General features: G+C 62.7%; 14 protein-coding genes. 1 reads left to right on the top strand and 13 read right to left on the bottom strand.

The window, feature by feature from the left end; all coding sequences use genetic code 11:
• From asnB to M9921_11680, 5 genes are all read right to left on the bottom strand, one after another.
• Positions 1 to 1,917, bottom strand: coding sequence for an asparagine synthase (glutamine-hydrolyzing) (gene asnB, locus M9921_11700; GenBank protein MCO5297511.1), 1,917 nt, complete (start codon positions 1,915 to 1,917; stop codon positions 1 to 3).
• A gap of 44 nt (positions 1,918 to 1,961) precedes the next feature.
• Positions 1,962 to 3,275: a nucleotide sugar dehydrogenase gene (locus M9921_11695; GenBank protein ID MCO5297510.1), complete on the bottom strand. Its 1,314-nt coding sequence runs from the start codon at positions 3,273 to 3,275 to the stop codon at positions 1,962 to 1,964.
• 63 nt (positions 3,276 to 3,338) lie between these two features.
• Positions 3,339 to 4,832 (bottom strand): diguanylate cyclase, encoded by a 1,494-nt coding sequence (locus tag M9921_11690; protein ID MCO5297509.1) that lies wholly within the window; start codon positions 4,830 to 4,832, stop codon positions 3,339 to 3,341.
• Positions 4,833 to 5,066: 234 nt separating this feature from the next.
• Entirely contained in the window at positions 5,067 to 5,876 is an 810-nt protein-coding gene (locus M9921_11685; protein ID MCO5297508.1) for a prepilin-type N-terminal cleavage/methylation domain-containing protein, read from the bottom strand.
• A gap of 64 nt (positions 5,877 to 5,940) precedes the next feature.
• Positions 5,941 to 6,510, bottom strand: coding sequence for a hypothetical protein (locus M9921_11680; protein MCO5297507.1), 570 nt, complete (start codon positions 6,508 to 6,510; stop codon positions 5,941 to 5,943).
• A 514-nt stretch (positions 6,511 to 7,024) separates the two neighbouring features.
• Between M9921_11680 and M9921_11675 the strand changes: the two genes are divergently transcribed.
• A complete protein-coding gene (locus M9921_11675) occupies positions 7,025 to 7,567 on the top strand; it encodes a hypothetical protein (GenBank protein MCO5297506.1) in 543 nt (180 codons plus the stop codon).
• Positions 7,568 to 7,842: 275 nt separating this feature from the next.
• Here M9921_11675 and M9921_11670 read toward each other — a convergent pair whose 3' ends face one another.
• From M9921_11670 to M9921_11635, 8 genes are all read right to left on the bottom strand, one after another.
• Positions 7,843 to 8,703, bottom strand: a complete 861-nt coding sequence (locus tag M9921_11670) for a hypothetical protein (GenBank protein MCO5297505.1) — start codon at positions 8,701 to 8,703, stop codon at positions 7,843 to 7,845.
• Positions 8,704 to 9,155: 452 nt separating this feature from the next.
• On the bottom strand, positions 9,156 to 9,596 hold the full coding sequence (locus M9921_11665; GenBank protein ID MCO5297504.1) for a hypothetical protein: 441 nt from the start codon (positions 9,594 to 9,596) through the stop codon (positions 9,156 to 9,158).
• A 160-nt stretch (positions 9,597 to 9,756) separates the two neighbouring features.
• Positions 9,757 to 10,197 (bottom strand): hypothetical protein, encoded by a 441-nt coding sequence (locus tag M9921_11660; GenBank protein MCO5297503.1) that lies wholly within the window; start codon positions 10,195 to 10,197, stop codon positions 9,757 to 9,759.
• Between the two features lie 265 nt (positions 10,198 to 10,462).
• The gene (locus M9921_11655) at positions 10,463 to 10,780 is read right to left on the bottom strand and encodes a nucleotidyltransferase domain-containing protein (protein ID MCO5297502.1); all 318 of its coding nucleotides are present in this window, start codon (positions 10,778 to 10,780) and stop codon (positions 10,463 to 10,465) included.
• A 201-nt stretch (positions 10,781 to 10,981) separates the two neighbouring features.
• Positions 10,982 to 11,332, bottom strand: a complete 351-nt coding sequence (locus M9921_11650) for a DUF86 domain-containing protein (GenBank protein MCO5297501.1) — start codon at positions 11,330 to 11,332, stop codon at positions 10,982 to 10,984.
• Positions 11,322 to 11,615, bottom strand: a complete 294-nt coding sequence (locus M9921_11645) for a nucleotidyltransferase family protein (GenBank protein ID MCO5297500.1) — start codon at positions 11,613 to 11,615, stop codon at positions 11,322 to 11,324. The genes M9921_11650 and M9921_11645 overlap by 11 nt, the downstream gene beginning before the upstream one ends.
• 590 nt (positions 11,616 to 12,205) lie before the next feature.
• Entirely contained in the window at positions 12,206 to 12,469 is a 264-nt protein-coding gene (locus tag M9921_11640; protein ID MCO5297499.1) for a hypothetical protein, read from the bottom strand.
• A 380-nt stretch (positions 12,470 to 12,849) separates the two neighbouring features.
• Positions 12,850 to 14,646 (bottom strand): RHS repeat-associated core domain-containing protein, encoded by a 1,797-nt coding sequence (locus M9921_11635; protein MCO5297498.1) that lies wholly within the window; start codon positions 14,644 to 14,646, stop codon positions 12,850 to 12,852.
• Positions 14,647 to 15,013: the final 367 nt, after the last annotated feature.

Genomic DNA, 15,013 nt, shown 5'->3' with positions numbered 1-15,013 from the left:
TCAGACGTCGAAGGATTCCCCACAGAGATTGTGTCTCCACCACATCGCGACGTTGAGCAGGACCCAGTGATCGTTACCCTTGCTCGGCGAATTCAACACCTTGCGCACGGCATCCGCGTCGAACAGGTCTGAGTTCGCGCACAGAGCGTCCGTCTCGCGCCGGGCGCGCTCGCCCAACCGGTCGAACAGCCACTCGTATACCGGGACGCCAAACCCCTGCTTCGCTCGGTCGATGAGGGCGTCGGGGATCACCCCCCGTACGGCTTGGCGCAAGGGGTACTTCAACTGGCCGCCCTTGGTCTTCAGCGCCGAAGGAATGCTCATGGCGAACTCCACGAACTTGTGGTCGAGGAACGGCACGCGCGCCTCGAGGCTCACCCCCATCGACATCTTGTCCACCCGCATGAGAAGCAGTTCGGGAAGGCGAAGGTTCAGGTCCGCGTACGCCATCCAGTTCTGGGGCGATTTTTCCCAAGCCTTCTCTTGATAGCGGTCCCAAGTGGGCTTCACGGCCTCCCACGAGGAGCGCCCCTTCCACTCCTTGCGCAATCGGGGGCTGAGCAGCGCATCCTTTCCCGTCGAGGTGAACGCCTCGGTGCCGCTCCAGACGATCGGGAGCCCGTCGGCCGAGCGCCGCACCCACTCGCGAGGCGCCGTCTCCCGCTTCCCGACGAGGTCGAGGAGCCCCACCATCGCCTGCCGAAACACGCGCGGCACGGGCCACCCGCTCATCTGCGCGAGTTTCACCAACACGCCCCATCGCTTGTAGCCGCAAAACAGCTCGTCCGCACCCTCTCCCACCTGACAGACGACCACCCCGTTGTCCCGGGCCAGTTTGGACACCGCGTAAAGCGGGAAGCACACGGGATCCGCAATGGGCTCGTCCTGGAGGTGGATCATCTTCGGGAGGAACCGCATCAAGTCGTCGATGGTGAGAAGCAGTTCGTGATGTTCGGTGCCGGCGTGCTGGGAGGCGATGCGGGCGTACTCCAGCTCGTTCTGGTACGAGCCGTACTGGCCGTCGTAACCGATCGTGAACGTCTTCACGCGCCCACCCTCGCCCTCGCCAAACAACTGCGCGTTGGTGCTCGAATCGATGCCGCCCGAGAGGAAACAACCCACCGGCACGTCGGCGATCTTCCGAAGGGTCACCGCCTCGCGCAGTTCGCAGAGGAGGCGTTCGCAGACCTCCTCCTCGGTCGCACCGGTCAACGGTTCCGTGTGGTCCCACACGTCCCAGTAGCGCCGCTCGAAGATCTCGCCCCGCTCGTCGACCTTGAGCACGCATCCGCATGGGATCTTGCGAATCCCCTCGAAGAGGGTCTCCGGCGCGGGGGTGGTGAGGTAGGAGAGGTAGTGGAAGAACGCCTCCTCATTCACCGCCCGCTTCTGCTGCGGGTCGCGCAGCAGGGCTTTGATCTCCGAGGCGAAAGTGAGGCGGCCGTTGTGCGCCGAGTAGTAGAGAGGCTTCACGCCGAGCCTGTCGCGGGCAAGCCAGAGCGTGCGTTCCCTGGTGTCCCAGAGGGCGAACGCGTACATGCCGCGCAGCTTGCCCAGCACGTCGATGCCCCACTCCTCGAACCCGTGGAGGATCACCTCGGTGTCGGCGTGGTCGGTTTTGAAGCGATGTCCCAACGCCAAGAGCTCCGCCCGCAGTTCCAAGTGGTTGTAGATCTCGCCGTTGAACGTGATCCAGACCGTGTCGTCCTCGTTGCTCATCGGCTGGAGGGCCGCTTCCGAGAGGTCGATGATCGCGAGGCGGCGGTGACCCAATCCCAGCCGCCGGTCGGGGGCCACCCAGACGCCGCACCCGTCAGGTCCGCGGTGCACCATGGCGTCGCGCATGGCGACGAGATAAGGCTCGGTCACCTCGAACGAGGAGCCCTTGAAAGCCAACGCGCCGACAATGCCGCACATGGGAGCCTATCCAACCTCCACGCGGGGTCGGGAGCGGGTGACGCTCAACGCCAAAGGCCGGCGTAGTCGAGCGCTCCCTTCTCCGCGCACCGGTTTGCCACCCCGGCTTCCCTGAAGTCGCGGTGGGCCACCAGGCCCGCTACGAGATCGGCCTGAGCCAACCCCTCTTCCAGTGGGACGAGTTGGACGTTGGAATAGCCGCTCAGCTCCTCGGGAAGCTCCTGCGTGTACGGCTCGACCACGAGCACTTTCCCAGGGTGCGCCTGCGCGATGGTCGCCACGATCTGGACGGCCGGCGATTCTCGAAAATCGTCCACGTCCGGCTTGTACGCGAGTCCCAACAGGCACAGGGTGCCGGCTTGGCGCTCGGCCGTGTGGCGCAGAAGCTGTGCCGCGACCTCCAGCGGACGGGCGTCGTTGACGCCTCGGGCCGTGACGATGAGGCGCGCAAGATCCGGCGCCGCCTGCGCGAGGAACCACGGATCGACGGGGATGCAGTGGCCGCCCACTCCGATGCCGGGAGAGTGGATGTTCACACGCGGGTGCCGGTTGGCCAGACGGATAGCGTCGGCGGGGTCCGCGCCGATGGACAGGCAGATGGACTTCAGCTCGTTGGCCAGGGCGATGTTCACGTCCCGGAACGTGTTCTCCATCAGCTTGACGGCCTCGGCGGTGGTCGTGTCGGTCTGGAAAATCTCGCCGGTGACGAAGTCCCGATACAGTTCGGCGGCCCGCGCCGCCGCCGCCGGGGTCGTTCCGCCCACGATCCGGTCGTTCTTGAACAGCTCGATGAGGATGAGGCCGGGAATGACGCGCTCGGGACAGTGTGCGAGGTCGTAATCCTCGCCGTGCACGAGCCCGCACACCGCTTGGATGGCCGGCGCCACGACGTCGAGGCAAGTCCGGGGAGGCACCGTGCTCTCCAACACGACGAGGTCGCCCTTCTTGAGCACGGACCCGATCGTTCGGGATGCGGCCTCCACATAGGAGAGATCCGCCCTCCTGTCGGCGCCGACCGGTGTGGGAACCGCGATGAGATGCACCTCGGCGGGGGTGGGCTGAAGGGAGGCGGAGAAGCGACCGGTTTCGCGCGCTTCGCGGTAGTACTCGTCGAGCCCTTCCTCGTAGATGTGGACCCGTCCCTCGTTCAGGGCCTCGACCGTGGCCTCGTTGACCTCGACGCCCGCGACCCGGTGGCCGGCATGCGCGAATGCGAGCGAAGTGGGGAGACCGATGTACCCCAATCCGTAGACCGCGATCGTTTTCGAAGCCGGCGATCGAACGACCGCTTGCCCCGTTTCGATGTTGAGTTGCGTCCCTGCATTGGCCGGGATCGACGCTGTCACTCCCCCTTCCACACGAGAAGTATAACCTAGCAATCAGGCGGGGTGGTGCACGGGTTTCCCCGAAGGTGCACGAGACTAGGCCGCGGGGGCGTTTTGATCGGTCGCGCGTCGCCGCGGCAGCGAGGCCGTTTCGAGACTGTTGGCGTGCGTGGACCGGTTGCGTCCGCCCTGTTTCGAGGCGTAAAGGGCCGTGTCCGCCAGGTTCAAAAGGCTGCGCGCATCGGTAGCCATGTCATCGAGCGTCGCCACTCCGAGACTCACGGTGACCGTTCGTTCCGGCCATCCGAACTGTTCGATCGCTTCTCGGTACCGTTCGGCCGCGGCATTCGACCCTTCGGCGTCCACCCCGGGCAGGAGAATCGCGAACTCTTCCCCGCCGTAACGCGCCGCGAAAGCTCCTTCGGCGGACGCCTCGCGGAGTTGCTGCGCCACGATCTTCAGCACCTCGTCGCCCGCGGGATGCCCGTACGTGTCGTTGTACTTCTTGAAGTGGTCCACGTCGAGGAAGATCACGGAGAGCGGTTCCCCGGATTCTCGGTGGCGTCGGTAGCACGCCTCCAGCTCTTCCTGGAACCTTCGGTGGTTCCACAGGCCCGTGAGGCCGTCGGTCACCGCAAGGAGTTCGAGGCGGGCATTCGCCTCCTCGAGCGCGATCTTCTGCATCTCCATGCTGTAGGCGAACTCGTTGATCTGGACCATCTGCTCTTCGATTCGGCCCTGGGCGAGCTTGCGCTCGGTGATGTCCAGATTGGCGGCGATCGCGCCGAGCAGTTCGCCGCTCGGCCCCCGCAGCGGGAAGATGTTGCACACGAGTTGGCGCTCTTCGCCCGACGGGTAACGGAAGACCCACTCCATGCTCTCGATGGACTCGCCCGCAAACACCTTCTCCATCAGTGCCGGGGTCCAGTACTCGTCCTCGGTGGTCGTGAGCTTGTCCCACACGTGGTGCAGCAGCGCCATGTAGGCGGGGATGCCGAAGAGCGTTTCCGCGGCCCGATTCCACTCGTGGATGTAGCCTTCGCCGTCAAAGGTGAAGCACGGCACGGGGAGGCCGGAGAAGAGCTCTTCGAACCGACGGGAAGCGAGTACGAGGTTGTTGTTCGTGACCCGCAACTTCTCGGTGGCCTTCTCCAGCTCGGCCTTCTGAAACTTCATGCGATCCTCGGCCTCGAGGATGCGCTCGGCGACCTTGAGGCGCGCGAACAGCTCCTCGCGGTCGAGCGGCTTGGTGAGGAAGTCGTCGATCCCCGCCTCGAAGGCGGTGAGACGGTCGGCGCGCTGGCTCTTGGCGCTGAGCAGAATCACGTAAACGTAGGCGGCGCCGAGGGCGCGGAACTCGCGGCACAGGGTCACGCCGTCCATCTCGGGCATCATCCAGTCGGAAATGACGATGCGGTACTCGTGCTCGCGGTATTTCTCAAGCGCCTCGACGCCGTTCTGCGCCCGATCGACGAGGTAGCCCCGCCCTTCGAGCACCTTGCGAAGCAGCAGAGCGGACACCGGATCGTCCTCGACGATCAGAAGCCTCTTCGGCGCGGCACCGCTCTGCCCGTAACCCCCGACATCCATGTTCAGCTACATGCTCCCCCGACCCCGGCCCGGCAAGCGGCGTCCATGCCCCTTGCGTTCCCAGCCGTTGTCTTGACTCTATCTTCGGAAAACCGAATCGGAGTCCTCACGGGGGTGTGGGAGAACCTGTAAGAATCGCGGGAGCCGGGAGCCCGTTTGGGAGTGCGCGCGCTTGCGCGCCGCCCTGCACCGAGCCGCTTGCGGCTCAGAGCGCAAGGCGGAAGGCTCACACCCCTACCTAAATCTCCAGATCACGGTGCCGAAGGCGTTGAGGGCGTTGGCGGAGTAGGCCTTCACGTGTCCGTCGGCGAACACGATGGGGGACGTGCCGTTGCCGTTCCGGTCCGTGTGGTAGCGGCAGAAGATGGGTTTGAGCTGTCCCGGCGACAGGTCGGGCGAGTTCGGGTAGTTCTTGTCGCCGTACTCCGTGACGAGGTCGCGATCGGAAATCAAGGGCAGGCCCTTCGAGTAGACGCCGTCGGGGGAGTTCGGGCCGTTGTACGGGTTGAACACGTAGCCGCGGTGCTTGCTGGTGGTATCTCCGGGAGGGCCGTTGGGCGTCACGGCGAACAAGGCGGTGTTGGAGGCGAACTCGACCCCCGAGAAACTGACCGTGCTGGGGAACCCTTCGGTGCCGGGAGGGGCGTTGCCGGGCACGGCGGTGCTGTTGGGGTCGTAGCCGGTGGCGTCGTTGTAGCCGATGCTCTGCGTGCGGCGCGTGTCCCACGTATAGGAGGCGACGCCATCGCTGCCCACGGCCACGAGGAGTTCCTTGTTCTTGATGTACGGGTCGACGATCGCCGGCCAGATCACGGGAGGCTCGAGTCCGCTCACCGTGCGCGCGCTCGCGGGCGGGAAGAAGTCGTCGTAATCGCCCGCGTACATCATCACCGCGGCGGAGAGCTGCCGCATCTGCGCGACGGAGCGGATCTTCTTCGCGGACTCCTTGGCTTGGGAGAACACCGGGAAGAGGATCGCGGCGAGGATCGCGATGATCGCGATGACGACGAGAAGTTCGATGAGCGTAAAGGCGCGTCGTTTCATGGCAAGACCTACTCCTCACCATGACGCAAATTGGGGGCCATCGGTTCGGCTTTCGCCGCCGGGCCTACATCCCGGGGGAGATCTGGCCGGTGGTTCGGTCGACCAGATACCATCCAAACGTGGCTGTGTGGCTCATGCCGTTCCCATCGTCCACGTTCTCGTAGACGTGCACGCGGTACGTGTGATCGTCCTCCAGGCTCACGTCGAAGACCGCGCTCTTCCCCGCCCCTCGCAGCAGCTTCACGAACTGATCCACCTCGGGCAGCGCGGCCACGAGTTCTTGCGCCCGCTCCTCCGAGACGGGCTTCACCGTGGGCTCGGCCGCCGAGGGTTGCGGCCCCTCGCCCACCTTCACCCTCCACATCACGACGCTGAAATACTCGCTTGCGGGCGGGGCGAACGTGAGGATCATCTTCTGCTTGTCCGAAAGGAGCTCGGCGGTCAGCGGAGTGCGCACCCCAGCGTTGTCGACCGCCTCGCCGCTGAGTTTGGGCCCCGGCCCCACGGCGAGCACGATCCGCCCGGCGGCAGGGTCGGGGCCCACACCCACGATCTGGTCGCCCTGGCGCGCGAACGTCAGAAGGCTCCCGCCCTCGTCGGCTCCCGAGGCGTCTTCTGGAACCCAGGAACCCAAGAAGTCCTCGCCTCCTTCGAGTTTCGCGGAGGGCGCCTGGGGCGCTTTCGCGGTCTCCGGGGGCGGCTTTGTTGCGGGCGGTTGTCCCCAATACCACCACGCAGCACCGAGGCCAGCGACGAGAACGGCCGCCACCAAGCCGATGGCCAAGGGGTTGACGCGGGTGGCGGGTCGTTCAGGTAGCGGCCGAGTGGGTGGGGGCGGGGCTGCCGGAGCCGGAGCGGCCGGTGCGCTCGAGGCGACGGCATGGCCGCAAGAGGCACAGAACGCATCCCCGGGAACCAACGGGCTCCCACAACTCTCACAGTATCTCGTCGACACATCGCCCTCCGTGACGGCACCTCCACCTTAGCCCAATCTGTGTCAGGCGCGTTGCGGGACGGCGCCCAGATGGCGAACGGAGATGCCCAGCAAGGCAAGCGCGACCCGCCGTCAAGGAACGTGAATCGGCCCGGTCTTCTGAACATGACATGAGCCCTGGCCTACGATTCCGCTAACAGTTGATAATGTCCGTATGAACACCGACCCTTCCCTTCGCCTTCGACGGGCCCTCGTTGGAGTGGCCGTGCCCCTTGGCCTAGCTATCGGAGTGATCGTCGCCTCGGGGTGGGGCGGCGCCCAAGAGCAACGGCGCCCAACACAGATCCAGCGTCCGACGATTCGACCAGAGCGCGTGGAAATCAGCGCAGCCTTCGGCAGCGACGTCTTGGTGGGCGCCCCTGCGGCCCACCGCAAGCTCGCCGTGTTGGTGGTGAAGGCTGACGGAAGCCCCTTGACCGGCCTCCAAAAATCGAACTTCCACATCGTGTGGGCCGTAGGCTCGGGAACGCAGGTGGGAGGTGGCGGTTACACGGGCTTCGACTGGGCGACCACCATGAGGCCGGCCCTTGTGAACACAGATGAGCCGGGCATCTACGGCTTCGACCTGGGTGCCAGCGGTGGCCCGACGCCGTCCTACACCGGATACAAGATTTCCGTGAACTTCGCCGACCGGGAGCACGGGGTCCACTATCAAGGGGCGACGCTGCTTCAGGTGCAGATTCCCAAGGGCGATTGAGCGCTTCCTTTCAAGGCACCGGCGGCTTGCCGAGGTCAAAGTGGTAAAATAGTCATGATGGACCGGACGATGCGGAGCTTCAAGAACCATGCTGAAGCCGACCAGGCGGATCGGGAATACTATCGGAGCCTTACCCCTTCGGAGCGGGTTACATTGCTGCTCAAGCTCATGCGGGCCTACTATGGACCTCCACAAAGACTGGAAAGAGTTCTGCGCGCTGTTGAACCGGAACGAGGTTGAGTACCTCGTCGTTGGGGCTTTCGAGCTTGCCCGTCCTAACCAAGGCGCCGGCGAAGGGTGTAAATCACCTCCACGGCAAGACGGAGCCGAGTTGAGACTTCGACGACGTCGTCTGGATCCACCAACGGGAGAAACGCGTCCTCCAAGTCGGTCCCCTCTGCCACCTCACCCGCCGTGATGGCCGAGAATGCAATCCGGTGCCCGGATTCCCATGTAGTGTCCGACTCGTTCTCGGCACGTCGTGTCGCGAAGGCGTACAGCCGGTGGTCGCACCGATCGACGCCGATAGTCAAATCGCTGTCGGGACCCACTGCCCGAACGCGATACCTCTCGTGATCCGCGCTCACCTTGACCGTATCAGATGGCAGCAAGGCGCCATCTAAGGCCTGAAGCAGTGCCTCGATGAGACCGGCGGTCGGCACATAACTCTCCTTCTCGGCCTGCAAGACAGCCCACGGAAGGAGGTAAGGCCCAAACGCAGCCTCTTGGGTCTTGATGAAGAGCCAGCTCGGGTCGTGCATCGGAAAGACATGGACGTCCAAGACCGCATCCCAATCGGACTCGCCCAGAAGATGAGCCCACGGATGATCGGGGGGCGTTGCTTGGAGGAGTGGCCACTCCAAATCGATGAAGATCCCCACCGTTCCGGCGGCTGACGCGAGCTTTTGGATCGTCTTCGAGGCGCAACATTCGTCGTCCATCCCGAGCCCGTCCCACAGTGCGCGTTGGACACCCGAGCCGCCTTGGGGCACAGAGCCAGGAGCAAATGCTTGCAGCGCGGTCAGGAGCGCGTCTCGCCTTGCGTTGGAGACCCTTTCGAGGTCCTTGAATCCCAACGTTGCAAGGGCCGTTCTGAAGACCTGCAGATTCGTGGGGCCGTCGGTATGGTCAGCCACGGTACGCCTCGATGCTCGATTCCGGCAAACGCATGATTAGGTATCCCTGATTGGGTTACTATTGATCCGAAACGTGGGCGGCAAACGACGATGCTCCGTTGGTCAAAGAGGTACTCCTTGAGGCAAATGCCAGAGACACGAAGACTCATTGCGTGGATGCTCCTCAGTCAGTTGTCCTTCTTGCCGTACTGGATCTCTCAAATGGTCCTTGCCAGTGACAGCCCGCTTGTTCTTGTTGAACTCGCGTTGGGAGGTGCCTGGCTCGTTATCGAAGCGCTAACCCTGACCGCAGGAGTCGCTACAATGATTCGATGCTACCGGAGTGGAGCGCGACAGGACTCCTACGCTCTGTTCGCAGTTTGCTCTCTGATTCTGCTCGCTTGGTCCGTCGGACTTCTCGTCGCTCAATAGGGATCTGCTCTCGTTCGACCGAGATTGCCCCTGTACTCGGTCTAACCGCGTTCCGGAGGCCAATGCTCGAGCCCGTCCGGCACAACGTATCCAACGCGCCTGGCCTCGGTCTTGTAACGCCCGAGAGCCTCACGGTAGCGATCGTAATGAACCTTCTGCTCCTTGTCAATCTTCTTGTCATCGCCTGTTCGAATCGTTGCCGCCCATTCGTCATTCCCTGTTGCCAGGATGTCGAGATAGGCCCGGGTGGCGCGATGAACCTCCAATCGTTCGGGCGGTGGTCGCAATTTGTCGAGGCGCCCGACAAAGCCATGGGTCGCCGTTCCAACGGCCATAACTCCATCGGCGACCTCCTGGAACCAAGGCTCAAGCGGACCCTTCTTCGGTCGGGACGGAAAGGGCTTGTGGGTTTGATAGATCAGTTCCTTCTCATACTCAAGCATCAGGGCGTTGTACGCGGAATCGTACGCCTGCGCGCTCACCGCAGGTTGAACAGTCGATCGGTGGCAACCCCAAGTGCACAAGAGGACTGCCAGCAGTAGCGGACCCGTGCCCGCCGCTGCCCACATGATCGCCGAAGATCCTCTGTTGCGCCTCGCGATGTCTGCCTTCATTTCGTCCAATGACTGCCGCTCAACTCACCTACTGCGGTCCCGGAGGCCAGTGCTGGAGCGCTTCTGGAACCACGTAGCCCACACGCTTTGCCTCGGCTAAGTAGTGCTCCAAGACCGGACGTTCACGATCCCACTGAGAGTCGATCTGCTCGTCAATCTTTTTCTTGTTGCCCGTCCGAGTCGTCGCGGCCCATTCGTCAAGGTCCGTTGCCAGAAGATCGAAAAACACGCGGGTTGCTCGATGCACATCCAATCGTTCGGGCGGTGGCCGAATGAGGTCGAGCCGCTGCACAGTGCCGCGGGTCGCCGTGCTCAGGCCGAGAAGTCCCTCTGCCAACCCCTGATACCAAGGACCCAGCGGTCCTTCTTTGGGTTTGGCCGGGATCGGCTTGGCCGTTTGATAGACGACTTCCTTTTCATAGTCGTGCATCAGGACGTTGTACGAAGAATCGTACTCCTCCACGCTCATCGCCGGCGGAACTGTCGATCGGTGGCAACCGCATGCGCACACGGTGACTGCCAAGAGCAGTTGGGCTGTGCGCGCCACCTTCCCCAACGCTCTCGGCCCCCCGGGGCCAGAAACTCCACGCCGAGGTCGTCTAAATGGCCCGCCGATAATCATAAGCAGCCGCTCCACGGCGAGCGCGAGCGTCCTATCCTCTTGCCAGCCGCTGGCCGCGAGCCGAGAAGCTTCTTCGGCAGCAGACCACGCATCGGCAAGGCTCTGGCGCGTCTCAGGCCGCATAGAACTCCTTGGCCTGCCCTTCCGCGATTTCGCGGAAGATCGGCTTCTTGGCCGCCTTCCAATCCACCAAATCCACGGGCCGCCCGAGCACGCGCTCGAGATCGACCTGAAGACCGAATTGCTGGTCGAAGAGATTGATCCCGGGAGGTGGCGAGCCGAATTCGACGACGAAATCGAAGTCGCTCGATTGAGGGCTCCAGTCAGGCCGGAGCACGCTGCCGAAGAGGCGAAGCCGCTCGACTCCGTATCGACGACAGAGTGCTTCAATCTGCGGGCGCAAGGACTCCAGTAGCGCCATGGGGTTCATAGGTGCATTATGGCGAGTTGCATACTCTTGGCGATCCCGTCAAAGGCCACGTTCCGGACACATGGGCATGTGGCCGCGGCGGTGAGGTTCCGCGGTTGTCAAGGAAGGACGACTTTTAGATTGACTTCCTCATTGGAGGAATACAGTCTTTTTTGAGAAACACCCACGCATCGTCCCCTAGAGGCGGTTCCGATGCTCAGATCATGCTTCGGAGTCCGATGCGATCTCCGGGAACGGCGGAGATGCGAGAAGTGCGGGCAGTTGGACGCTGACCACCTCCCAGACGATCTCCAAGTCCGTACCCAGATAGTCGTGAATCAAGCGGTCTCTGAGGCCGGTCATGGCTCGCCAGGGTAGGTGCGGCAGCGCGGCTCGGTCTTCGGCACTTACCCGCTTTGCGGCTTCGCCGACGATCTCCAGGCACCGAATAACCGCATCGATGCTCTTTTCATCCTCCAGGAACCGCTCCCTCGACAGGCCGTGCACATGCCGAACGGCGCGTTCTGCCGCCTCCTTGATGTCGGCGAGCAGGTCGTCCCGCTCACGCGACACGTACTCCCTCCTTAGCGATGCGCGAGCGCAGGCGCGCCCGCACGGCTGAGGCGGTCACCAGATCGACAGGCCTGCCGAGCGCGGCTTCCAGACCGTCCGCCAGGTCCAGGAAGACCTCGTAGGTCGGGGGGCGCGCGAACCGCACCATCAGATCCACGTCGCTGTCCTCCGTCGCCTCCCCTCTGGCCACGGATCCAAAGAGCACGATCGTATCGACTCCGAATCTGTCACGGAGATCGTGGGCGTGCGGCTTGAGTATTCGGGCGACGCTTTCAGGGGTCATCTCTGCTGATTGTAGCCTGCCAAGCCCTCCGCTCGGGCCGACAGCCGTTCCAGCTTCCCGGGTCCCCGTGGTAGAGGTCCTGATCGGATCGCTGCCCATTCGCGTCCTAGGCGCACACCGCTCGCCGGCCCCGCGGTAGGCGTCTGGGCAAAGGCGGCTTCCACGAGCCGCCCCGACTGATTGTAAGGATAGTGAAACTCGTTGGTGGTGGTGGGCGATGAGGGACTCGAACCCCCGACATCCTCGGTGTAAACGAGGCCTGGCCAGGTTCAAAATGACGACCCAGATTCTCAGACCGTCTCAGATTGTCTCAGATCGTGTCAGTGAATTGAGAGACATTTGAGAGACTTAGAATGGACTGCTCCATGATTGCGGCTGACGTACTCCCCGAGGAGGCTAAGACAAAAGCAACCGTCTGCCTCAACAGACTTCAAGGAGTCGCGGACCATTCGTCCTCACGACGGCAATGCCACGCACACACTGCCTCCATCGTACATGGGCCACTCTTGCATTGGCCTTAGATTCGGTGGGTAGACCACCAAGGGCATGCCGGGACTTGTGCAAATCGAGGAAACAACCTCGCGCGTCATCTACAGGGTGGCCCTAGTTACAGAGCCACTAACCAACAGAATCACGCCCCATAGAATGATGCGGAACGGATCCGTGTAGTCGTACCCGAGGTTTGCGATTACATGGTCCACCCCAACGGAAATGATCACAATGACGGCACCAATCAGCACGAGCGCCTTAGCTCTGGGTCTTTTGGGCGGGTGGCTGCGCAAAAACCACCCTGTGAGGACAATAACCAAAAGGACGATGAGGCCCTCAGCGTATTGGACATAGGCTTCAATCATGCGCCCACCTGCTGGATCGACCCTGAATAGTCCTGCAATTTGTCAAGCCTCAAGAACCATGTTGCTCGCGATCCACGATGTTAGGCTTCCGTGGTCCAGCGGCGACCTCGACAAACAGCAAGAACGTGACTTGCAACAGCACCGGCGCATATGAGCTTCCAGCCACCCACTCAGCAACGAGCATCACCAAAAGGATGAGCGCTTCGCCGCCGATCGAGATTCGACGAGCCCTCCTTCTGAACGCCGACGAACCAAACACGGTCGGAACACACAGCCCGACACTTAGAAGGAGCAAGCCTGAAGGCCATGCTCCGTGGTGCCGCACGGTCACGATACTTACGATCGTGAGGAGGGTCCAAGCTGCAACAAGGCCGATTCGTTCACTCATTGACATCGATCGAGATGATTAACCCCAGCAGAATTACATCGTAAGCCATCGCGCCGTACACGAGCCAGCGCTTGAGGCCCGAAGCAAACTTGGTATAGCTCAGAGCTACTGCCAAGCCCGCGAAAAGGGCTCCAAAGGCCCTGGCACCCTTCATGAACCTGACAAAGCGAGCGTGCGAATACTGGATTTCCGACAGTGCTTCTCCGAACGCATACGCCGCAAAAACCAAGAGGGTGGTCACGGCCGAAATCTCAGCTGCCGAAGGGGGGATGCCAAACAAAGGGGCAGCGATTATTGCCGCTGAGCCGAAAGCCAACATTCCAATGCCAAACCAGTTTGAGAAGTAGTCGTTCTCGGCAAGGGGATCTCTTCCGTCTGAATCCGTCCAGTTCACCGGATCGTTGTTGCAGTAAACGAACCAGTTGCTCCCGTCCATCGCCGGGTCCTGGGAAATGAACCTCCCGGTGCCGGCATCGTAGAACCGCGCCCGCATGTAAATCAGGCCGGACTCGACGTCCTGCTTGTGCCCAAGGTTCGCGCAGTACCGGGTGTTGGGATCCGTCGTCACTCCCGCCTCATCGCGCACGCCGCCCCACGCGTCGTATTCGCGCAGGTTGGAAAGGTCCCCATCGAGCGAGATCGTGGCGATCATGTTCCCATGTCCATCATAGAGCGGATACTGTTGGTTCCGCTGGCTCCCGCTGATCGAGGTTTCCATCCAATCGATGCCCCGCGGGCCCAAGCCGTAGCGGGTGCGGTACACCTCTTCGTACTGCACGGCGACCCTGTCCTCCTCCATGCACATCTGTCCGTCGTAGAAGTAGCGGCTCGTGGCCTTGTTGATGATCCAGTTCTCGTCGTACCAGCCAGAGCCGTGCACTCTGTCGGCCGGGTTCCAAGTCACCGACAGACCCGAGACCTTCTCGACCCGCAGGCCGTCGGGCCTGTACTCGTAGCGCGCACCGTCGCTCGCTCCGCACACGCTGGTGCAGCGGTTGAGCACGTCGTACACGTAGCGCTGCACGCCGCTCGTGCCGTAGTTGCGCCAGGTGCGGTTGCCCATGATGTCGCTTTGGTACGTGTAGCCCCCTCCCGAGACCAGGCGGTTCAGATCGTCGTAGCTCCACGCGCTCTGCCCGCTCGTCGAGCGGTTCCCGGCAAGGTCGTACGTCCAACTCGGCTCCTCGCCGGCCAGACCGTCGTTGTAGTCGACGGCTGTGAGGAACCCCCGCTGCGCATCGTACTCGTAGGTCTCGGTCCGGTCGGAAACCCAACTTCCCGAATCGCCGTGGTAGAACTCCTGATCCGAGCGCTGCCCCTTCGCGTCGTAATGGTACACCTGACTCAGGAGAGTGGCGTGGTCGTAGCCGTTGGGGGGACCGTAATCCAAGGTGTCCCAGTAGTTGTACACACCGGCGCACCGACCGCCCGAGTCGTAGTCGTAGACCACATGGGCGCGGCTCTCCGCTGGATCGTTCGCCGAGTACCAAGAGCCGTTGCTCGCCGACCCCGCGGTCGGCGTCTGGGCGAATGCGGCTTCCACGAGCCGCCCCGACTGATCGTAGGCATAGTGGAACTCGTTGGTGGTGGGGTCTCCGTAAGAGTCCAGTTGAACCATCGTTTGGAACGCAAGGGCGCCCTGCAGCGGATTCCCGCAGCGAACGTAGTCTCCATAAACCCATTGCGTGGTGCCGTTGGGGGTCGTATAGGTCGTCTGGGCGCGCAGACCGGCAGCGTCCTCGACCTCTAACGCCGAGCCCATCGAATCGTACTGGAGCGTGCTTGTCACCCGGTTGGCTCCCTGCGCATCTTCCCGCCGATGGGGGTGGCTAGATTTGCTGAAAGGAAGATCATCATCCTCCATGAGTCCCCATTATCAAAATGAGGTTCTGCTCGTTTATCCTATGCGCACCCGGTCAAGACGTTGCGTCGTTGTTTTTGCTGACGAGCGATGCATCTCGTCACCCGTGCGTGAGTTGGCTAAGGCCCGCCTTCGCCAAAGCTATGGCGGACCGACTTTGTCGAGGCTCCCTCTGGCGCAGCCAGACGAAGCCCTCGGCGAAGTCTGGTGGGCGATGAGGGACTCGAACCCCCGACATCCTCGGTGTAAACGAAACCTGGCCAGGTTCAAAATGACGGCCCGGATTCTCAGACCG

This window comes from Fimbriimonadaceae bacterium (genome assembly GCA_023957775.1).
GTDB lineage: Bacteria > Armatimonadota > Fimbriimonadia > Fimbriimonadales > Fimbriimonadaceae > JAMLGR01.
This window is presented reverse-complemented; position numbering and strand designations above follow the sequence as displayed.

Excerpts from the sequence above, each read along its gene's own strand:
- M9921_11690 (MCO5297509.1), bottom strand. The coding sequence starts at position 4,832 with ATGGATGTCGGGGGTTACGGGCAGAGCGGTGCCGCGCCGAAGAGGCTT.
- asnB (MCO5297511.1), bottom strand. The coding sequence starts at position 1,917 with ATGTGCGGCATTGTCGGCGCGTTGGCTTTCAAGGGCTCCTCGTTCGAG.
- M9921_11685 (MCO5297508.1), bottom strand. The coding sequence starts at position 5,876 with ATGAAACGACGCGCCTTTACGCTCATCGAACTTCTCGTCGTCATCGCG.
- M9921_11675 (MCO5297506.1), top strand. The coding sequence starts at position 7,025 with ATGAACACCGACCCTTCCCTTCGCCTTCGACGGGCCCTCGTTGGAGTG.
- M9921_11645 (MCO5297500.1), bottom strand. The coding sequence starts at position 11,615 with ATGACCCCTGAAAGCGTCGCCCGAATACTCAAGCCGCACGCCCACGAT.
- M9921_11655 (MCO5297502.1), bottom strand. The coding sequence starts at position 10,780 with ATGAACCCCATGGCGCTACTGGAGTCCTTGCGCCCGCAGATTGAAGCA.
- M9921_11640 (MCO5297499.1), bottom strand. The coding sequence starts at position 12,469 with ATGATTGAAGCCTATGTCCAATACGCTGAGGGCCTCATCGTCCTTTTG.
- M9921_11660 (MCO5297503.1), bottom strand. The coding sequence starts at position 10,197 with ATGAGCGTGGAGGAGTACGATTCTTCGTACAACGTCCTGATGCACGAC.